17 protein-coding genes are annotated in these 20,326 nt (G+C 61.5%); 8 read left to right on the top strand and 9 right to left on the bottom strand.

The window, feature by feature from the left end; translation table 11 throughout:
• Nucleotides 1–58: 58 nt before the first annotated feature.
• The 3 genes from asnB (at nucleotide 59) to AC3EML_RS17730 (ending at nucleotide 4,253) form a co-directional block, all read left to right on the top strand.
• Nucleotides 59–2,029, top strand: a complete 1,971-nt coding sequence (asnB, locus tag AC3EML_RS17740) for an asparagine synthase (glutamine-hydrolyzing) (protein ID WP_488505274.1) — start codon at nucleotides 59–61, stop codon at nucleotides 2,027–2,029.
• A gap of 285 nt (nucleotides 2,030–2,314) precedes the next feature.
• Entirely contained in the window at nucleotides 2,315–3,535 is a 1,221-nt protein-coding gene (locus tag AC3EML_RS17735; protein ID WP_245260010.1) for an O-antigen ligase family protein, read from the top strand.
• Nucleotides 3,536–3,734: 199 nt separating this feature from the next.
• On the top strand, nucleotides 3,735–4,253 hold the full coding sequence (locus AC3EML_RS17730) for a YciE/YciF ferroxidase family protein (protein ID WP_460221624.1): 519 nt from the start codon (nucleotides 3,735–3,737) through the stop codon (nucleotides 4,251–4,253).
• A gap of 409 nt (nucleotides 4,254–4,662) precedes the next feature.
• Here the strand turns inward: AC3EML_RS17730 and rbsK are convergent, their stop codons facing one another.
• From rbsK to AC3EML_RS17715, 3 genes are read right to left on the bottom strand one after another with little or no spacing between them, the layout of a single operon-like run.
• Entirely contained in the window at nucleotides 4,663–5,592 is a 930-nt protein-coding gene (gene rbsK / locus AC3EML_RS17725; protein WP_023700517.1) for a ribokinase, read from the bottom strand.
• Nucleotides 5,593–5,596: 4 nt separating this feature from the next.
• Entirely contained in the window at nucleotides 5,597–6,049 is a 453-nt protein-coding gene (locus tag AC3EML_RS17720) for an RbsD/FucU family protein (RefSeq protein ID WP_352521834.1), read from the bottom strand.
• A gap of 42 nt (nucleotides 6,050–6,091) precedes the next feature.
• The gene (locus AC3EML_RS17715) at nucleotides 6,092–7,147 is read right to left on the bottom strand and encodes an ABC transporter ATP-binding protein (protein WP_023697414.1); all 1,056 of its coding nucleotides are present in this window, start codon (nucleotides 7,145–7,147) and stop codon (nucleotides 6,092–6,094) included.
• A 272-nt stretch (nucleotides 7,148–7,419) separates the two neighbouring features.
• On the opposite strand from AC3EML_RS17715, the gene AC3EML_RS17710 reads away from it, so the two are divergent.
• The 3 genes from AC3EML_RS17710 to AC3EML_RS17700 all read left to right on the top strand — a co-directional run bounded on the left by AC3EML_RS17710 (nucleotide 7,420) and on the right by AC3EML_RS17700 (nucleotide 11,225).
• The gene (locus tag AC3EML_RS17710; protein ID WP_023669429.1) at nucleotides 7,420–9,084 is read left to right on the top strand and encodes an ABC transporter substrate-binding protein; all 1,665 of its coding nucleotides are present in this window, start codon (nucleotides 7,420–7,422) and stop codon (nucleotides 9,082–9,084) included.
• Nucleotides 9,085–9,182: 98 nt separating this feature from the next.
• A complete protein-coding gene (locus AC3EML_RS17705) occupies nucleotides 9,183–10,298 on the top strand; it encodes a carbohydrate ABC transporter permease (protein WP_023689462.1) in 1,116 nt (371 codons plus the stop codon).
• Nucleotides 10,299–10,307: 9 nt separating this feature from the next.
• Nucleotides 10,308–11,225: a carbohydrate ABC transporter permease gene (locus tag AC3EML_RS17700; protein WP_023669427.1), complete on the top strand. Its 918-nt coding sequence runs from the start codon at nucleotides 10,308–10,310 to the stop codon at nucleotides 11,223–11,225.
• Nucleotides 11,226–11,458: 233 nt separating this feature from the next.
• On the opposite strand, the gene AC3EML_RS17695 is transcribed toward AC3EML_RS17700, so the two are convergent.
• Nucleotides 11,459–12,202 (bottom strand): creatininase family protein, encoded by a 744-nt coding sequence (locus AC3EML_RS17695; protein WP_023689463.1) that lies wholly within the window; start codon nucleotides 12,200–12,202, stop codon nucleotides 11,459–11,461.
• A gap of 3 nt (nucleotides 12,203–12,205) precedes the next feature.
• On the bottom strand, nucleotides 12,206–12,772 hold the full coding sequence (locus AC3EML_RS17690; protein ID WP_023689464.1) for an SIS domain-containing protein: 567 nt from the start codon (nucleotides 12,770–12,772) through the stop codon (nucleotides 12,206–12,208).
• A gap of 184 nt (nucleotides 12,773–12,956) precedes the next feature.
• Between AC3EML_RS17690 and AC3EML_RS17685 the strand changes: the two genes are divergently transcribed.
• Nucleotides 12,957–13,979 carry an aldo/keto reductase gene (locus tag AC3EML_RS17685; protein WP_352521833.1) on the top strand — a complete coding sequence of 341 codons (1,023 nt, stop codon included), beginning with the start codon at nucleotides 12,957–12,959 and terminating at the stop codon, nucleotides 13,977–13,979.
• Between the two features lie 91 nt (nucleotides 13,980–14,070).
• On the opposite strand, the gene AC3EML_RS17680 is transcribed toward AC3EML_RS17685, so the two are convergent.
• The 4 genes from AC3EML_RS17680 to clpP all read right to left on the bottom strand — a co-directional run bounded on the left by AC3EML_RS17680 (nucleotide 14,071) and on the right by clpP (nucleotide 19,423).
• On the bottom strand, nucleotides 14,071–14,343 hold the full coding sequence (locus AC3EML_RS17680; protein ID WP_023669423.1) for an HU family DNA-binding protein: 273 nt from the start codon (nucleotides 14,341–14,343) through the stop codon (nucleotides 14,071–14,073).
• A gap of 196 nt (nucleotides 14,344–14,539) precedes the next feature.
• Nucleotides 14,540–16,951, bottom strand: a complete 2,412-nt coding sequence (gene lon / locus AC3EML_RS17675) for an endopeptidase La (RefSeq protein ID WP_023682304.1) — start codon at nucleotides 16,949–16,951, stop codon at nucleotides 14,540–14,542.
• Nucleotides 16,952–17,224: 273 nt separating this feature from the next.
• Complete coding sequence (gene clpX / locus AC3EML_RS17670) at nucleotides 17,225–18,499, bottom strand: ATP-dependent Clp protease ATP-binding subunit ClpX (RefSeq protein ID WP_023682305.1); 1,275 nt, start codon at nucleotides 18,497–18,499, stop codon at nucleotides 17,225–17,227.
• 294 nt (nucleotides 18,500–18,793) lie between these two features.
• Complete coding sequence (clpP, locus tag AC3EML_RS17665; RefSeq protein WP_023669420.1) at nucleotides 18,794–19,423, bottom strand: ATP-dependent Clp endopeptidase proteolytic subunit ClpP; 630 nt, start codon at nucleotides 19,421–19,423, stop codon at nucleotides 18,794–18,796.
• 310 nt (nucleotides 19,424–19,733) lie between these two features.
• On the opposite strand from clpP, the gene AC3EML_RS17660 reads away from it, so the two are divergent.
• On the top strand, nucleotides 19,734–20,324 hold the full coding sequence (locus tag AC3EML_RS17660; protein ID WP_023669419.1) for a hypothetical protein: 591 nt from the start codon (nucleotides 19,734–19,736) through the stop codon (nucleotides 20,322–20,324).
• The last annotated feature ends 2 nt before the right edge of the window (nucleotides 20,325–20,326 follow it).

Here is a 20,326-nt window from a genome sequence, read left to right as displayed (position 1 = left end):
TCCCAGTCTGGTGACGCGCGGATAACTTGGGCAAGCCGATATGGAGCTGTAACGGCGGATGTGCGGTATCGTCGGCATTGTGGGTGGAGCGGCTGCGACGAGCGGCGGCGGCCATACTGTGCGTCGGATGGCCGACAACATCCGACATCGTGGACCCGACGGCGACGGGGTCTGGAGCGACGCCGAGGCGGGCGTCGCGCTCAGCCAGCGCCGCCTTGCCATCATCGACCTGTCCTCGGCTGGCGCCCAGCCAATGATCTCTCACACAGGCCGCTATGTCATTGTCTTCAATGGCGAGATCTACAATCACGGCGAGATGCGGGCGCACCTTGACCAGCAATTTGGTGTACATGCGTGGCGTGGACATTCCGATACCGAGGTCCTCCTGGTCGCAATCGAAGAGCTAGGGACCAAAAAAGCACTCGAACTGGCCGCCGGTATGTTTGCTTTTGGCGTCTGGGACCGGCGTGAAAGAACTCTGGTTCTCGGTCGCGATCGCGTGGGTGAAAAGCCGCTCTACTACGGCCGTGTCGGCAAGGCCTTCGCGTTTGCCTCGGAACTCAGCGCCTTTCAACCTCTGCCGGACTGGCGCCCGGAGATAGACCGCAATGCGTTGGCGCTGATGATGCGCCACAACTACATCCCCGCGCCCTACAGCATCTATCAGAGCATACGGAAACTGAGACCCGGCCACTTACTCGTCCTCTCCGATCCTATGAATGAGCCGCGCGTCGAAAATTACTGGCGCGCCAGCGACGTCGCAGCGCAAGGCCGGCGCGAGCCTTTCCTGGGCAGCTCTGAAGAGGTGGTCGACGAGGTCGAGCGTCATCTGCGCCGCTCACTTGAAGGGCAGATGATCGCCGACGTGCCGCTTGGCGCCTTCCTATCTGGCGGCATCGATTCTTCCGCGGTCGTGGCAGTCATGCAGTCGATCAGTGCGCGGCCGGTGCGCACCTTCACAATCGGCTTCGAGGACGTCGGCTACAACGAGGCGCACCATGCCAAGCAAGTGGCGCGCCATCTCGGCACCGATCATACAGAGCTCTATCTCAACCAGCGCGACGCGCTCGACGTGGTGCCGCAACTGTCGGGCATCTATAGCGAGCCTTTCTCCGACTCCTCGCAAATCCCGACTTTCCTCGTCTCTAAACTGGCACGTGGCAGCGTTACCGTGGCGTTGTCGGGTGACGGCGGCGACGAGTTGTTCTCAGGCTACAACCGCTACGCGCTCGCCGATGCGTTCTGGAACAAGTTGTCCCGAATTCCGGTCGGTCTGCGCCGCGCGTCTGCTAGCCTGGCGACATTGCCGTCGGCCGGCCTCTACAACAACCTCGCGGGCGGGATCATGCCGCTCCTCCCGCAACGCCTGCGCCGCGAACGCGTGGGCGACATGATCCACAAAGCCGCGTCTGTGCTTTCGCTGCGGACCATGGACGATGTCTACCGTCGCCTGTGCTCGCACTGGGATCCGACCGAGATCATCTCGGATGCGGTCGAGCCGCCAACAATGCTGACCGGCCTGGAACCGTTGCCGGATTTGCCCGGTAGCGTCGAGCGGATGATGTACATCGATCTTATGAGCTATCTACCCGACGACATACTGGTGAAGGTCGATCGCGCCGCCATGGCCGTCAGTCTTGAAACACGTGTACCGTTTCTCGACCATCAACTCATAAGCTTCGTGCTGTCGCTACCGCTCTCAATTCTGCGCGCCGGCGGCCAGACCAAGTGGCCTCTGCGACAGCTGCTTTACAGGCATCTTCCAAAAGAGCTTGTCGAACGCCCCAAGATGGGCTTCGGCGTGCCCATTGATTCCTGGTTGCGCGGCGCTTTGCGCGAATGGGCCGAGGAGTTGCTCGACGAGCGCCGGCTGCGCGAAGACGGATTCTTCCGGCCTGAAGCGATCCGGCGTGCCTGGTTCGAGCACCTCTCCGGGCACCAAAACAACCAATATCTACTCTGGGACGTGTTGATGTTCCAGTCCTGGCGGGGAGCGACCAAGGGATTTTCAAACGCGATCGTAGCGTGATGGGTGGTGAGCCCGGGCGGTTTAGTCTTTGCGGTGCCGCTCATGCCGTCGGAAGGGACGAGACGTTCGGCACTATCAGACGCGAAAGCGAGCAGCTATACGGGAGGGAGAGGGCGAACCGACGTGCGCCAGGGTCGTTCGAACCGACCCTCAGGGACCTGGAAGCCAACGAAGCAAAGGCATTGAACCCTGTTTAAATCGCTCCGTCGCCATTTCACGACTGACCAGGTCAACCAGTATTTCTCGATCGCCTGCTTCTTTTCGCCGCCGGTATTCGGTTCGGTGGTGAGCTTCGTCTTCCATGGCGGCGCGCTCTGGTCATTGGCGCTGCTGGCGGCCGGCCGGCGGCGCCTTAACATTGATCGGCCTATGCTTGCCATGACCACTGCCATCTATGCCTATTGCGCCGCCCAGATCCTGGCGTCGATCGTAAACGGGACGCTGCGGGCCGATGCCACTCATTTCTTGCCCCTGATGACCTTGCTGTTGTTCCCGATTTCCTATTCGACGTGGAGCATCATGGACAAGGAGAGCCTCGCACGCACTGCCGTTCGTGCCAGCGCCGCAGCATGTGTCGGGGCACTGGTGCTGGCCATCGTCCAATACCACTGGATTGGGATGCTGAGACCCGAAGGTGGGGCCGGAAACCCCATCGTGTTTGCCACGGTCACCTGCCTGGCCGTGATGATGTGTCTTACAGGTGCTCTGTCTGGGGTCGAGAAAGCGTGGAAGCCGCTCACGGCCGCCGCGCTTGCCGGTGTGGTGGCAACACTCTACTCGGGCTCGCGCATGGTCTGGGTGGCCTTGCTCATCGCGCTGGTAGCGGTGCTTGTGACCCATCGCGAAAGGGTCTTCCGATCAGACATGAAGCAGTTGCTGGTGATTGCCGGCGCATCGACATTGATCATCACGGCAATTACGTCTCCGATTGTCGCCGATCGCACACATGTCCTGTTCGAGGACTGGAATGCCCTCGCCGTCAACGGCGATTATACCACGCCGCTCGGGTTGCGGGTCGGGTTGTGGGACGTCGGGCTCGATGCCTTTCGCCAAGCGCCCGTTTTTGGTCACGGAATGGCCGCCGGCCGGATGCTTTCAAGGCAGGGGTTCAAACAGCGCTTTGGCGCCACCGAAGGCTTCAACCACTTTCACAACGGCTTCCTTACGGCTTTGGTGCAGGCCGGACTCGCAGGTGCGCTGACATTGGCTGCAATATTCGTCGTGACGATCCGGAATGCGACAAGAGTCCTGCGCATCAGTGCTGATCCGCTGGAACGTTTTGGCGCCACCATAATGGTGGTCACCGTCATAATATACGTTGCTGGAGGGATGACAGGCATCCTTGTCGGCCATGATATTCTCGACTCGACGCTGATGGTCTTGTTGGTTTCCGGAACATACTTGGCTTGCGGGCAGACAATTTCGCCCAAGGGTCAGTCAACAAATCAAGCGTCTGCTTTTAGGGGGCGCGAAAAGGGAGCGAATCTCCCGCCCCACCATTTTTGATCGACGGAGAAAAAAGGTGCATCACGCCCAACACCGAAATATCTCGTGCCTGCGAGTGGTGAGAGCAGAAGCGCTCTCCCGCTAAGGATCTGCAATTTGGGCGAGCAATGGGCGACGGTGGCACCAGACGCGTGACCGCGATTTCGGGGCGTATCGAATGCTGAACGGCAGCTAAAAGGCCCCGGAGGTTCTCGAAGAGATCGGCAAGAAGCCACAGGCAAAGACCTGCGCGGCTATCGTCGGCATCACGGATGAAGGCGCCGAGATCATGGAAGAATACAAGGGCGCGCCTGCACTAGATGCCGGCCTTCTAGCTGTTTCCCAAGCCCTCGAGCATTACGAGATTTCGCGCTTTTGCACGATCAACACATGGGCTTCCGAACTTGGCCGCGACGAAGCTGTGTCGCTCCTCAATCTGGCACTTGGAAAAGGCCACCGACGAGACTCTGACGCCGAGTCTACCGTTCTCTCAGGAGCCCTGGCGATCAATGCCGGGCTCCTTGTCCCAAGCTCTCGCGCTGCATTGGTGCGAAACCTTGCGCGGAGACGATATGGGAGTTCTCGAAAACACTTTTCGGGCTTGGTGAGAAAGAAGCCTGACGCGGCGCAGCGGCGACATGACGGAGGCGACCGGCGCCCGCCCGGCTATTGCCGTGCATTACAAAACGCCCAGACGTCCGGCCCTAAGGGGCTTAATCAAACGCTAGCGAAAAATTAATGATCCGAGGCAGTAACATGCCCGGCGGTTGTGTAGCTTCAGCCTGGCGGCTTGCTACAAATACGCGCGAAGTGCCCGTCGTCGTCAGAAGGATCGTGCACCCCCCGGACGCGTCGTCGATAAGCTGAGGATCGGAAGTTAATGACTCGCGGATTACGACGAGGAGTTCTGATAAGCATGTTTCAATTTCGCGCTTTTTCCCGCAAATTCGAGAGCGTAAGGAATTGAATCAGTCGTTGATTAATCAGGCGTTTTCGCCGGCCTGTCACGCCGGAGGTCGCGGTTTCGAGCCCCGTCACTCGCGCCATTTCTCCTCAGGAGAAATGTGGCATAATCGTCTAAAATCATGATCTTGCATGAGGCAATTCAGATCCGGTCGGATCTGAATTCGATCTCTCCCGCAACGACGTCACCCCTTGGCCAGCAGCGCCTCGACCTCATGCAGCGTCGGCATGGATGGCGCCGTACCCGGCCGCGTCACCGAAATGCCGGCGACGGCGCAGGCGAAGCGGACGGCTTGCAGCGGCTCCACGCCTTTGGCGAGTGCGGCGGCCAGGCCGCCATTGAAGGCATCGCCCGCACCGGTGGTTTCGACCACCGGGCCGGCATTGACCACCGGGACATGGTCGGACCGAGCGGCCGTGTGCAGCAGCGCGCCTTTTTCGCCGAGCGTGATGATGACCGAGCCGACGCCTTTTTTGAGCAGGCTGTCGGCGGCGCGGCGAGCGTCGTCGATCGAAGAAACCTTGATGCCGGTCAGTTCCTCGGCCTCGGTTTCGTTGGGGGTCACATAGTCGCACAGCGTGTAGATGCGGTCCGGCAGCTTGGCCGCGGGCGCCGGATTGAGAATGGTGGTCACCCCTGCCCCGCGCGCGATCTCGAGTGCGCGCAGTGCCGCGTCGATCGGCTGTTCGAGCTGGGTGACGAAGACGCCGGCTCCACGGATCAGGCCGGCATTGGCCTCGATGTCTTCAGACGAGATCAGCATCGCCGCACCCGGGCTGACGATGATGGCGTTGTTGCCGGTCGTCTCCTCGATGAAGATATAGGCCGCGCCGGTATAGCTTTGCGGCGTGTCGATGACGGCGGATTTCACGCCCGCCTCTGCCCAGGTCGCCTTGGCCATGTCGGCGAAAGCATCGACGCCAAGCCGGGTCAGGAAAGTGATGTCGGCGCCGAGCTTGCCTGCCGCCACCGCCTGGTTCGAGCCCTTGCCGCCAGGTCCCAGCTTGAAGGAATTACCAAGAATGGTTTCACCCATGCGCGGCTGTCGATTGGCCCGGTAAGCGGTGTCGGCGACGAAAACGCCCAGAATGACGACAGGTTTGCCCGACGCCATGGCCCTACTCGGCGTCCGGCGGCACGACGCCCTTGCGAAAGGCGAAGCAGCCATAGAAGCGGCGCTCGCCGGTCTGGATGACGCAATAGGCTTTCTTGGCGCGCTCGTAGAAGGCGTAGCGCTCGACCGAGATCATCGGCCAGGCCTTGTCCTCGGCCTTGTCGATCTCCTTTTGCACCTCTTTTTGCACCGGCGGGATCTCGTCCGGCTTGCCGACGATCTCCATGCGCGCGGCCGCATCGTCGACGAAAGTGTCCAGCGGATAGAGCGACAGCACCGCCTTGACCACATCGGCCGCCGAGGCGTCGATGTGCAGCAGCTTGCCGAGCACGGTCTGCTTTGCCACCGAATCGGCGGGGAAATTGGTGTCGGCGATGATCAGATCGTCGCCGTGTCCCATTGCCCTGAGCGCCTGGAGCACATCGGCATTGAGCAATGGGTTGATCCCTTTGAGCATGGCAGTCCTCGTCAAACAGGTTTGGTCAAAGTCGATTGGAAATCAGAGCCGGTTGCCGGTCTCGGCGTCGAAGAGATGGACCTGATCGAGGCGCGGCTTGAGATTGAGCGTGTCGCCGGGCTTGAAGTCGTGGCGCTCGCGAAACAGCGCCACCATCTCGCCGCTGTCGCCGAAGCGCACGAAGACCAGCGTTTCGGAACCCGTGGGTTCGACCACCGAGATCTTTGCCGGCACGCCGTCGGGATGGATTTCGAGATGCTCGGGCCGCACGCCATAGACCACGGCCTGGCCCTCCTTGGCGGCGCTGCCGGCAGCAATCGGGAACAGCGTGCCTGCTATCTCGACCTTGTCGCCCTTGCGCACCACGCCTTTGAGCAGGTTCATCGACGGCGAGCCGATGAAGCCGGCGACAAACAAATTGGCCGGCCGGTCGAACAATTCCAATGGCGCGCCGACCTGCTCGATACGGCCATCGCGCATGACGACGATCTTGTCGGCCATGGTCATGGCCTCGATCTGGTCGTGGGTGACGTAGATGGTGGTGGTCTTCAGCCGCTGGTGCAGTTCCTTGATCTCGGTGCGCATCTGCACGCGCAGCTTGGCGTCGAGATTGGAGAGCGGCTCGTCGAACAGGAAGACCTGCGGATTGCGCACGATGGCGCGGCCCATGGCGACGCGCTGGCGCTGGCCACCGGAGAGCTGGCGCGGATAACGTTTCAGGTACGGATTGAGGTCGAGAATGTCGGCGGCGCGCTTGACCCGCTCGGCGACTACGGCCGGATCGGTCTTGCGCAGCTTCAGCGCAAACGCCATGTTCTGCTCCACCGTCTTGTGCGGATAGAGCGCGTAGTTCTGGAACACCATGGCGATGTCGCGCTTGGCCGGCGGCAGATTGTTGACGATGCGCTCGCCAATGGCGATCGTGCCGCCGGAGACGGTCTCCAGCCCGGCCACCATCCTGAGCAGCGTGGACTTGCCGCAGCCCGACGGGCCTACCAACACCACGAACTGGCCATCGGCGATATCGACGCTGACCTCGTGCAGGACCTTGACGGTTCCGAACGCCTTGGCCACATTGCTGATCGCGACTTGAGCCATCGTCCCCCCTTTTCTCGCGGTGAAGCTAGCCATTGCCAACGGCAAGGGCAAGTCGGTATGTTATCGATAAAAAGCCATTCGTGTTGACAAGGTAATCGATTACGCAAATATTAGCTGTTGCCAATCCGGCAGTCGGATTTTTATCCGAAAATCGGAGCTCCAGGCGACGCAGGGTGGGGTCCCACGTCCCCGTATGATAAAGGAGAACCGCCGACGTTTCGGCGTCGGAGGGATTGGCATTTAATTCACGACTGTTGTTCTGGGAGGAATAGATGAGAGTCGGTCTGTACGAAAAACTCGTCCGCGCGGGTGCCACCCGGCGTGACATACTCAAAGGCGCGGCCTCGATGGCCGCGATCGCCGCCGCATCGGGCGCTGGGCTCGGCGCTTTCACCCGCCCGGCTGAAGCCGCCAGCGAGCTACGCTCCAAAATTCTGCAGATCCCCGGCGTCGGCAAGGGTCAGCCGACGGATGCCGATTTCCAGAAGGTCGGCGAACTCTGCCTGGAAGCCACCAAGGCCAACGTCAAGGAAGGCGAATTCGCCGGCGTCGAGCTCACCTTCATGGGCCTCAACAACCAGAACCTGCACAATGTGCTGTTCCGCGGCTTCCTGAAGCCGTGGGAGGCCTATACCGGCGCCAAGATCAGCTGGATCGACCTGGCGCAGGCCGACTACAATGCCCGCCTGCAGCAGTCGATCGCCACCGGCACCGTCGACTTCGACATCATCGAGATGGGCGCGCCCTTCGAAGGCGATGTCTGCGGCAAGGGCCTGACGTCCGAGATGCCCGACTGGGTCAAAGAGCAGATCGACATGAAGGATGTCGTGGCCTATCTGCAGCCGCCGGTCGGCACCTGGGACGGCAAGCAGTACCGGATCACCGTCGATGGCGATGCGCACAACTTCAATTACCGCACCGACGTTTTTGCCGATGCCGACCTCGCCAAGGCGTGGAAGGACGGCGGCGCGGCCACCGAATGGGGTGTGCCGAAGACCTGGCAGGAAGTCCAGGCCGTCACAAAATTCCTCAAGGGCAAGAAGTTCAAGGATCAGGACGTCTTCGGCTATCTCGATGCGCCCAAGGCCTGGGGCGGTTTCGGCTTCTACTTCCTCGGCAGCCGCGCCACCGCCTATGCCAAGCATCCCGACGACAAGGCCTGGCTGTTCGATGCCGACACGATGAAGCCGCGCATCAACAATCCGGCCTGGGTGCGCGCCATCCAGGACGTCATCGACGCGCTGCCGTCGGAGCCCGCCGACCAGATCAACGCCGACCCGAACACGACAGCCTTCCAGCAGTTCCTGGCCGGCACCGGTTCGATGGTCACCTGGTGGGGCGACGTCGGCTCCAACGTCAAGACCAATGATAGCTCGGTCATCGGCGACGTCACCGGCTTCTCGATCCTGCCGGGGTCCGACGACGTCTACAATGCCAAGACCGGCGCTTGGGACAAACTCGCCAGCGGCCCGAACTATGCGCCGAACTGCGCCTATCTCGGCTGGGGCGTCTACGTCATGGCCCGCGTCGATACTGACGAAAAGAAGAAAAAAGCGGCATGGTCGGCCGCCGCTCATCTCGGCGGCAAGGACCTGTCAATCTGGACGGCGATGTATCCGTCCGGCTTCCAGCCCTACCGCAACTCGCATTTCGACATTCCCGAATGGGTGGCGGCAGGCTACGACGAGGCGTTCATCACCTCGTATCTGAAGTCGGAAGCCGACAGCTACAACCATCCGAACGCGGCGATCGAGCCGCGCATCCCCGGCATCTTCCAGTATTATTCGGCTGCCGAGGACATTCTGGCCAACACATTCGCCGGCAAGATGAAGGCGCAGGAAGGCGCCGACGCCATTGCCGCGGCCTGGGAGAAGCTGACCGACCAGATCGGCCGCGAAAACCAGATCAAGCTCTACAAGGCCTCGCTCGGCGTGTAGGCTGATCCTATCGTGACAACAGGTCCGGCGGTGCAAGCCGCCGGACCAGACCGGCTCGGGCCGGTCGCAGGCTTGATTTTTTAAACGGACGGGGACGCGTGGCAGACCAGACCACCAATGCATGGCCGGCCAACGCCGGCCCAGCCGATCTGATCTCGCCGGCCCGCAAGCGGGCGGGTTTTGCCCTGATGGCGGCCGCCACGCTTGGCCTGCTGGCGGTGATCGCGTTTGAGATCCTCTACAAGAACGAGATCACCACGCTCGGCTTCGAGACCTGGCGTCCGATCGTCTACGCCTATGTTCTGTGGGGCGTGGCGCTCGGCATCGGCCAGGTGCTGACGCGCGGCGAGGACGGCCAGCGCGCGCTGTTCCTGCTGCCGGCGCTGCTGTTCACCATCGCCATGGTGATCTTCCCGACGCTGTTCGGCTTCTATATCGCGCTGACCGACTGGAACCTGTCGTCCTTTTCCGGCCGCAAGTTCAACGGGCTCGACAATTTCTGGCAGATGCTGGCCGATCCCTACTACCGCAACGCGCTGTTCAACATGGTGCTTTATGTGCTCGCCGTGCTGGTTGAGTATGTGATTGCCTTCGGCCTGGCGCTGCTGCTCAACGCGCAGATCCGGGCGCGCAAATTCTTCCGAGTCGTCTTCCTGATGCCGCTGATGCTGTCGCCGGTCGCGGTATCCTGGATGATCGGCAAATCGCTGATGGAGTACCGTTTCGGGCCGGCGGCGACGCTGGCGCGCCATCTCGGCTGGGAGAACCCCGCCTTCTTCTCCAACCCGATCACCGCCCGCATCTCGATCATGGTGCTCGACGCCTGGACCTTCATCCCGTTCATGATGATCATGCTGCTTGCCGGCCTGCAGGCGATGTCGCGCGACGTGCTGGAAGCGGCGCGCGTCGATGGCGCCACGCCCTGGCAGACTTTCTGGCAGGTCACCTTCCCGCTGATGCTGCCGGTGTCGGTCACGGCGGTGATCCTGCGCATCATCTTCAAGTTGAAGCTCGCCGACATCATCATCACCGTGACCTCCGGCGGGCCTGGCGGCGCCACCGATTCGGTGTCGAGCTTCATCTACCGCGAATACCGCGACCGCTCGAATGTCGGCTACGGCACCATGCTGGCGATGGCCTATCTCGTCATCATCGTCGTGTTCGTGACCTGGCTGTTGAAATTCGCCAATCGCTTCGTGCGCAACGTGAACTGACGAGGCACAATGAGCGTCCAGACCACCGACTATGCTGCCTCGGAAATCCGCTCACCGCTGGGTTTTCTGGCCAATCGCATCTTCATCTATGGCGCGCTGGCGTTCTGGGCCTTCATCTGCCTGTTCCCGATCTACTGGACCATCACCACCTCGTTCAAGACCGCGGTCGACGTCACGCAAGGACACCTCATCCCGTTCGTCGACTTCCAGCCGGACTGGAAGGGCTGGCGCTCGCTCGGCCTGTCGCCGGATTCGATCTTCCAGACCTCGACGGTGCGCGAGGAGTTTTTCAAGCGCTTCATGAATTCGGTCATCACCTCGGTCGGCGCGTCGAGCCTCGCCATCGTCATCGGCAGCCTCGCCGCCTATGGGCTGACCCGCTACCGCTATCAGTTCGCCTGGTTCAAGAACGAGGACATCTCCTTCTTCTTCCTGTCGCAGCTGATCCTGCCGCCGGTGGTGCTGGCCCTGCCCTTCCTGGTGCTCTACCGGGAAGTCGGTCTGCTCGACACACGCATCGGCCTGATCCTGCTCTACACGCTGATGGTGCTGCCGATCGTCATCTGGATCATGCGCGACCAGTTCAACTCGATCCCGGTCGAGCTCGAGGAGGCAGCGCTGGTCGACGGCCTCTCGATCTGGGGCGCTTTTTTCCGCATCGTCATGCCGATTGCGCTGCCGGGCATGGTCGCCGCTTTCATCCTGGCGATGGTGCTGTGCTGGAACGAGTATTTTTTCGCCGCGCTGCTGACCTCGACCGACGCCAAGACCATCCCGGTCATGGTGGCGAGCCAGACCGGCTCGCAAGGCATCAACTGGTGGTCGATGGCGGCGCTTGCCACTGCCGCGATCGCACCGCTGGCGGTCATCGGGATTGCGCTTGAGCGGTATCTGATCATGGGCATGACGGCGGGCGCGGTGAAGTAGGGCGAGAGGCGGCGTGCCCCTCTACTGTTGACCTCGGCGGGACAGCACCCCCCCTCTGGCCTGCCGGCCATCTCCCCCGCAAGGAGGGAGATCGGCAGCTTTGGCTGCATCGCTTTTCTTGCGACGTAGGTGATTGGCGAAAGCGGAAATGACATCTGATCTCCCCCCTTGCGGGGGAGATGTCCGGCAGGACAGAGGGGGTGTGAAGGATCGCTACAGAGCGACTTTGTCTGCTAGCGCCCCAATATCGCCCTCAGGTGATCCATGATCATCGCGACGCCCTTCTGCCCTAGCTCCGCCGAGGCCTCCGGCGCACTGGCCGTATACCACGCGGTATTCTCGCCAAAACGCCCGGCATCGACCGCTTCCGGACACAGTGCCAGCATCAATGATGTCTCGCCAACACCGGCGTGATCGAACGGATACTTCCCGTTCATGGCAGCCGACATTAGCGGGTGCACCTGCACCCAGTTGAAGAAATTCTCGCCGGCGGCGTGCCCGGCATAATAATCGGCCATCTCGTCTGAGCCCCACCAGCCCTCGCCGCGCTGCTTCTCGAGGAAGCGGAAAATCGCCTGGCGGCCGGCGGCCTTGAAGGCGAGATCGGTCGGCATGCCGGCGGCAAAGTTCTCGGTCTGGTGGTGGATGATGGCGTTGATGTTACGAAAGCCGATGCGCAGCAGGCTGTAGAACAATTCTTCGGCGAACGGCGCCAGCTGGTTGCCGCCGACCTGCACCGAGCCGTTGCCTTCAGGTGCTGCCACCACATAGCTCGCCGCACCGTAGTAGAAAGCCGGCAGGATGACGATGTCGGCCTCCTTCTCGTAGAGCTCCAGCGTCTTGACGACGGCCAGCGTGTCCATGCCGACAGCCATGTGCTCGCCGTGATATTCGAGCACGCCGAGCGGGAGAGCGACCGGCCAGTTCTCGGCGATCGCCTTGCGGATCTGGTGCGGCAACATCAGTTCGTAGCGCATGATCTATTCCATGTTGGTGTGGCGGGTGCGCATGGCCTCGGACGACTGGCCGGTCAGCGCCTTGAGCTTCAGCACCATCACCTCGAACAGCAGGAACAGCGCCCCTTCGAAGACCGAGCCCATCGGCAGCAGCGATGTCTTTTGTGGCCCCTGGTCACGCGCCATGGTCTGCGCCGGGATCAGCAAGGTGAAGTCGGCAAGCGCGACCGCACTACTGCCTGCCTCGGCGGTGAGCAAAAGCACGGTGGCGCCGGCCTGGCGGGCGACTTGCATCAAGGTAAGCACCGTCGTCGTCTCGCCCGGGCCGGAACTGACCAGGAAGACATCGGCTGGGCGAAGCGGTGGCGTGTTCATGTCGCCGACCACCGACACCTCAAGGCCAAGGTGATAGAGGCGCATGGCGAAACCCTTGAGTTGCAAGGCCTCGCGGCCGCAGCCATAGACGACGATCTTTTGCGCGCGGGCCAGGGTTTCGCAGGCGGTGTCGATGCCGGCTTCGTCGACGCGCGCCAGTACGGCGCCCAGCTCTTGCAGGGCGGTCGAAAACATATCCGAGCCGGCATTCGTCATGAGAGTCCCATCTGTCCGGCTGGGTTTGTGGCCGGTGATTTCGGGTTGCGCGCTTTCGGAAAAAGGCTTGTTTTTGTTCATGCTATCACCGCGAAAATGCCTGTCCAACGGCCATGGCGGCTTTTGCTGAGCCAGCGGCGTGATAGTGTCATGTCAGACAATCAATCCAGGAAATCAGCACGACATGAAGACACGGCATTTCGACCGCATCGGCAATGGCGGCCTCGACTTCACCGAGCTTGGCTTCGGCAGCGCGCCGCTCGGCAACCTTTACCGCGCCGTCCCCGACGCGGATGCCAACGCCACGCTGGAGGCGGCGTGGGCGACCGGCTGCCGTTACTACGACACCGCGCCGCTCTATGGCCTGGGCCTTGCCGAAACACGGCTCAATGCCTTCCTGCGCGGCAGGAAGCGCGACGATTATGTGCTGTCGAGCAAGGTCGGTCGCCTGTTGCGCGCCTGCCCGCCGGAGGAACGAACCGGCATCGGCAAGTTCTTCGACACACCGACGCGCAAGGAGGTCTACGACTACAGCTATGACGGCGTCATGCGCTCGTTCGAGGCGTCGCTGGAACGGCTTGGCGTCGACCGCATCGACATCCTTTTCGTCCATGACCTCGACATCTTCACCCATGGCAGCAAGGAGGCGTCAGACCAGCGCATCGAGGAATTCATGGCCTCGGGCTACAACGGACTGGTTGCGCTGCGCGACCAGGGCGTGATCAAGGCCTTCGGCGGCGGCATCAACGAATGGGAGGTTTGCCAGACGCTGGCGGAGCGTGGCGACTTCGACCTGTTCCTGCTGGCCGGGCGCTACACGCTGCTGGAACAGGAAGCGCTTGCCACCTTCCTGCCGCTCTGCGAGCAACGCGGCATCGGCATCGTTCTCGGCGGTCCTTACAATTCCGGCATCCTGGCGACCGGGCCGAAGCCAGGCGCCTATTACAATTACTCCGAGGCGCCAAGGGACATCATGGATCGCGTCGGGCACATCGAGGCCGTCTGCCAGCGCCATGGCGTCAGGCTGATCGAGGCGGCGCTGCAGTTTCCGCTGCTGCACCCCTCCGTGGTGTCGGTCATCCCCGGCGGCCAGCGGCCGAGCGAAGTCGAAAGCAACCGCGCCCTGCTCGATGCCAAGCTGCCCGCGGCGCTGTGGGCGGACCTCAAGCAGGAAGGCCTGATGCGCGCGGATGCGCCGGTGGGCTGAAGGCTCGCCTCAGCGGGCTGACGGCCTGCCGCGATCGAGGCAAAAGAAAAGCCGGGCGAACCCGGCTTTCCAACATTCTCTGAAAAAATTTTTAGTTGACCGCGTCCTTGAGGCCTTTGCCGGCCGAGAACTTCGGCACGGTACGCGCCGGAATCTTCACTTCCGCGCCAGTCTGCGGGTTGCGGCCAGTCGATGCCGCACGCTTGGAGACGGTGAAATTTCCGAAGCCGACGAGCCGTACATCGCCGCCCTTCTTCAGTTCGCCAGTGATGACGGAGAACACCGCCTCAACCGCCGACTGTGCGTCACCCTTCGAAATGCTCGCGGATTCAGCGACAGCGGAAACCAGTTCGTTCTTGTTCATAAAAATTCCCTTCCATGAGAAAACCGGAACTTTCGACTCATCCGGCAGGAGAGGGACTTTAGAAAGAAGCGCTCGCAAACCCAAGTCAAAAAGCCGGAAATAAGTTGAAAAAAGCCCGGAAAAGGTGGGTTTTTCACATGAAAAAGCCGGGCTCAAGGCCCGGCTCTCTCTTTGTGCACTGCAACTTTAGTAGTTTCTAATGTGCAAGCGACTTTCCAGCATCGTCAACGGTATCGGTGGAAGCCGGCGGATTGACCGGCTCGACCCACTCGATCGGCTCCGGCATGCGCACCAGCGCGTGCCTCAGAACCTCGCCGACACGTGAGACCGGAATGATCTCCATACCGTTCTTCACATTGTCCGGTATCTCCGCCAGATCCTTGGCGTTGTCTTCCGGGATCAGCACCTTCTTGATGCCGCCGCGCAATGCGGCGAGCAGCTTCTCCTTGAGGCCGCCGATCGGCAAGATGCGGCCGCGAAGCGTTATCTCGCCAGTCATCGCCACATCGGCCCGGACCGGAATACCAGTCATGACAGACACGATGGCTGTCGCCATGGCAGCACCTGCAGACGGACCGTCCTTCGGCGTGGCGCCTTCGGGCAAGTGGACGTGGATGTCACGCTTGTCGAACAGCGGCGGCTCGATGCCGAAATCGATGGCCCGCGAGCGGACATAAGAGGCCGCCGCCGAGATCGATTCCTTCATCACGTCGCGCAGATTGCCGGTCACCGTCATGCGGCCCTTGCCGGGCATCATGACGCCTTCGACCGTCAGCAGCTCGCCGCCGACTTCCGTCCAGGCAAGACCGGTGACGACACCGACCTGATCGTCAGCCTCGACCTGGCCGAAGCGGAAGCGCGGAACACCGAGGTAATCGGCGAGGTTCGCCGCCGTGATGCTCACCGTCTTCTTCTTCGTCTTCAGGATCTCGGTCACCGCCTTGCGCCCGAGCTTCATCAGCTCGCGCTCCAGGCTTCTGACGCCCGCTTCACGGGTGTAGGTCTGGATGATGCCGCGGATCGCGTCCTCGCCGACGGAGAATTCCTTCGGCTGCAGGGCATGATCGCGGATCACCTTGGGCATCAGGTGACGCTTGGCGATCTCGATCTTCTCGTCCTCGGTGTAGCCGGCGATACGGATGATCTCCATGCGGTCCATCAGGGGCGCAGGGATGTTCAGCGTGTTCGCCGTCGTCACGAACATCACGCTCGACAGGTCGTATTCGACCTCGAGGTAATGGTCCATGAACGTCGAGTTCTGCTCGGGATCGAGCACCTCGAGCAAAGCCGATGACGGATCGCCGCGGAAGTCTTGGCCCATCTTGTCGATCTCGTCGAGCAGGAAGAGCGGGTTGGACTTCTTGGCCTTCTTCATCGACTGGATGACCTTGCCGGGCATCGAGCCGATATAGGTGCGGCGGTGGCCACGGATCTCGGCCTCGTCACGCACGCCGCCAAGCGCCATGCGGATGAACTCGCGGCCGGTCGCCTTGGCGATCGACTTGCCGAGTGAGGTCTTGCCGACGCCGGGAGGGCCGACGAGGCACAGGATCGGCCCCTTCAGCTTCTTCTGGCGGCTTTGCACGGCGAGATACTCGACGATGCGGTCCTTGACCTTGTCGAGGCCGAAATGATCGGTGTCGAGCACGTTCTGCGCAAACGCCAGGTCCTGCTTGACCTTGGAGTTCTTGCCCCACGGGATCGACAGGATCCAGTCGAGATAATTGCGCACCACGGTCGATTCCGCCGACATCGGCGACATCGTCCGCAGCTTCTTCAACTCGGCTTCCGCCTTTTCGCGGGCCTCCTTGGAGAGCTTGGTCTTCTTGATGCGCGCCTCGATCTCGGCGGCCTCGTCGCGGCCGTCCTCGCCTTCGCCGAGTTCCTTCTGGATCGCCTTCATCTGCTCGTTGAGGTAGTATTCGCGCTGCGTCTTCTCCATCTGGCGCTTGACGCGCGAGCGGATGCGCTTCTCCACCTGCAGGACGGAGATTTCGGCTTCCATGAAGCCCATCGCCTTTTCCAGCCGTTCCTTGACGGACAGCGTGGCCAGCATCTCCTGCTTCTCGGGGATCTTGATGGCGAGGTGCGAAGCAACCGTATCGGCGAGCTTGGAATAGTCGTCGATCTGGCTGGCGGCACCCACCACTTCAGGCGAGATCTTCTTGTTCAGCTTGACGTAGTTTTCGAAGTCGGTGACGACCGAACGGGCGAGCGCCTCGACCTCGACCTCTTCCTCCTCCGGCTCGACCAGCGCCGTGGCGGTAGCTTCGTGGAAGTCCGGACGGTCGGTGAACGAGACGATCTTGGCACGCGAAGCGCCTTCGACCAGCACCTTGACGGTGCCGTCGGGCAGCTTCAGCAATTGCAGCACATTGGCGAGCGTGCCGATGTCGAAGATCGCATCGGGCTCGGGATCGTCATCGGCGGCATTCATCTGGGTGGCAAGCAGGATCTGCTTTTCCTGACCCATAACCTCTTCCAGCGCCTTGATCGACTTTTCACGCCCGACAAAGAGCGGAACGATCATGTGCGGGAACACCACGATGTCGCGCAGTGGGAGGACTGCGAAGACGCCGTCGCTGGGAGCCTTGGATATTTTGGCCATTGTCCAACCTTTCATGTCGCGGCCGCTAATCGAGCCAACCGCGAATCTCATATTAACGACCGGGGATCGTTCCGCCTACCACCGTTTGTGACGGGAGTTTTACAGCACAGAATTCGGCACCACGGCCTTCCGATGTTAGTTGGATGCACGAGGGGCAAAGATCAAGGGTCGACACGTTCGTTCATCCACTCCGTCACAAGGATCGGTACCTCACCACAGCAAAACGGCGCCCCGCGGGCGCCGTTCCATAAAAAGGTTAGGCCAGATGCCAGATCAGGCGCTGACGTTGCCCTTCTTTTCCTTCTGCTCGGAATAGATGTAGAGCGGCCGGGCGCTGCCGGTCACCACTTCTTCCGAAATCACCACTTCGCGCACGCCTTCCAGGGCGGGCAGTTCGAACATGGTGTCGAGCAGGATCGCTTCCATGATCGAGCGGAGGCCACGGGCGCCGGTCTTGCGCTCGATGGCGCGCTTGGCGATCGCCGACAGCGCATTCTCATGGAAGGTCAGGTCGACACTCTCCATCTCGAACAGCCGCTGATACTGCTTGACCAGCGCGTTTTTCGGCTCGGTCAGGATCTGGATCAGCGCCGGCTCGTCGAGGTCTTCCAGCGTCGCCAGGACCGGCAGACGGCCGACAAACTCGGGGATGAGGCCGAACTTCAAGAGATCCTCGGGCTCGACCAGGCGGAACACGTCGCCGGTGCGACGATCCTCGGGCGAAGCCACGATGGCGCCGAAGCCGATGGAAGTCTTCCTGCCGCGATCCGAGATGATCTTGTCCAGCCCGGCGAAGGCGCCGCCGCAGATGAACAGGATGTTGGCGGTGTCGACCTGCAGGAACTCCTGCTGCGGATGCTTGCGGCCGCCCTGCGGCGGAACGGAGGCAACGGTGCCTTCCATGATCTTCAGAAGCGCCTGCTGCACACCCTCGCCCGACACGTCGCGGGTGATCGATGGGTTGTCGGACTTGCGCGAGATCTTGTCGATTTCATCGATGTAGACGATGCCGCGCTGGGCGCGCTCGACATTGTAGTCGGCCGACTGCAGCAGCTTCAGGATGATGTTTTCGACGTCCTCGCCGACGTAACCGGCTTCGGTCAGCGTCGTCGCGTCGGCCATGGTGAAGGGCACGTCGATGATGCGGGCCAGCGTCTGGGCAAGCAGCGTCTTGCCGCAGCCGGTCGGGCCGATCAGCAGGATGTTGGACTTCGCCAATTCGACGTCGTTGTTCTTGCCGGCATGCGCCAGGCGCTTGTAGTGGTTGTGGACAGCCACCGACAGCACGCGCTTGGCGTAGGGCTGGCCGATGACATAGTCGTCGAGAACCTTCAGGATCTCCTGCGGGGTCGGCACGCCCTCGCGCGACTTCACCATCGAGGTCTTGTTCTCCTCGCGGATGATGTCCATGCACAACTCGACGCACTCGTCGCAGATGAACACCGTTGGGCCGGCGATCAGCTTGCGCACCTCATGCTGGCTTTTGCCGCAAAACGAGCAATAAAGCGTGTTCTTCGAATCACCGCTGTTGTTGCCGACTTTGCTCATTTTCCTGTCCTTTCATGGCCGCCCGCCGATGGTCTGGCTGAAAGGGCGCATATTCTATCTATCGCGGGAATTCGCCGCCGCCAGTGTCCCGGCTCCCGCAACGCATTCCGTACGAAACACAAATCAGAAAACGTCGCAATGATTCGCCCAACCCTGCACAAAGCTAAGCCGTCGAAAATCAACATAGCCTTAACGTAGGCAATCCCATCCACCGAGGGAACAGCCAATTGTGGCCGAAATGCCGCAAATCCCAGCAAAAGCGCGTTATCCCGCCATCCAACTGCCATGCAGCGCTTATGCCACAGCGCCTTCGACCGGCTCGCGCGACGAAATGACCTTGTCGATGAGGCCGAAATCCTTGGCTTCGTCGGCGGTCATGAAATGGTCGCGGTCAAGCGTCTTTTCAATGTCTTCGTAGCTCTTGCCGGTGTGTTTGACGTAGACCTCGTTGAGGCGGCGCTTCAGCTTGATGATGTCCTGCGCGTGCCGCTCGATGTCGGAGGCCTGGCCCTGGAAACCGCCGGAAGGCTGGTGAACCATGATACGGGCGTTCGGCGTGGCAAAACGCATGTCCTTGTGGCCGGCGGTCAGAAGCAGCGAGCCCATCGACGCCGCCTGGCCGATGCACAGCGTCGACACTGCCGGCTTGATGAACTGCATGGTGTCGTAGATCGCCATGCCCGAGGTCACCACGCCGCCCGGCGAGTTGATGTAGAGATTGATCTCTTTCTTCGGGTTCTCGGCCTCGAGGAACAAAAGCTGTGCACAAACCAGCGTCGCCATACCGTCTTCGACCGGGCCGGTGATGAAAATGATGCGCTCTTTCAGCAGGCGCGAGAAAATGTCGTAGGCCCGCTCGCCGCGATTGGTCTGCTCGACCACCATCGGAACGAGGTTCATGTAGGTTTCGACGGGGTTCTTCATGGACTACCCTTTTTGGAGATGGGGATTCCGGCGCCGGGAAATCGGGCAGAATCGGTTCTTGATGGTTAGAATGTAAATAGGATGCCGGCTCACCCTAGCGCAAGGCCGCCTCTCCTAGCCATCTGGTTAAGTCGAATCAAGGTTTCCGCGCAAGGGAAAGTCCGAACGCGGCCAGCGGCGTTTTTGCGGTGTAGCAATTCCTTAACCGCGTCGCTTAACGAAATGCGGCGAAACCGCTTTCCCCCGGAGAACCTTCCCCTACAGTTCAACGTTGAACCTCACCTTCTCGCGTTCAAACAGGGGGAGTGCCATGATCAGGAAAACTGTTTGCCTCGCCATTTCCGGCCTTGCCGGTCTCGGCATCGTGTCCGATGCGGTTGCCGGCGGCCGGGCCGCCGAATGCTATGAGCCGGTGCACAGGCCGGCGCTCTATGACACCGTCTATGAAGACGTCATGGTCAGTCCCGGCGGGCAGCTGGTCGACTATGATCCGCCGATCTATGGCACCATGGAGCGCGTCGAGCAGATCGCGCCGCCCCGAGTCACCTATGACATCGTACCGGCGAGAACCCGCACCGTTTACCGCACGGTCCAGGTCGACGATGGCGGCTATGCCTGGGAATGGCGCGTCATCCAGGGCCGCAAGGTGCTGTGCAAGGTGTGGCGCAAGGCCCGCTACGCGCGTGTCGCCGAAACGGTGATGCTTGAACCGGAGCGCACACGCCGGGTTGTGCTGCCGGCCGAATATGAAAGCGTCGCCCATGAAGTGCTGGTGCGGCCCGAGCGGCGGCACGTCACCCAGATAGCGCCGTCATACCAGAGGGTGGCGCGCCGGGTGGTGGTGCAGGAAGGCTCGACCAGCTGGCGCCGCGTGCATATTGCCAGGCATTGCCAGGATTAGAC

It is taken from the genome of Mesorhizobium sp. P170090, from assembly GCF_057786115.1.
Note: the sequence above shows the minus strand (reverse complement) of the source record. Positions and strands in the feature narration are given on the sequence as shown.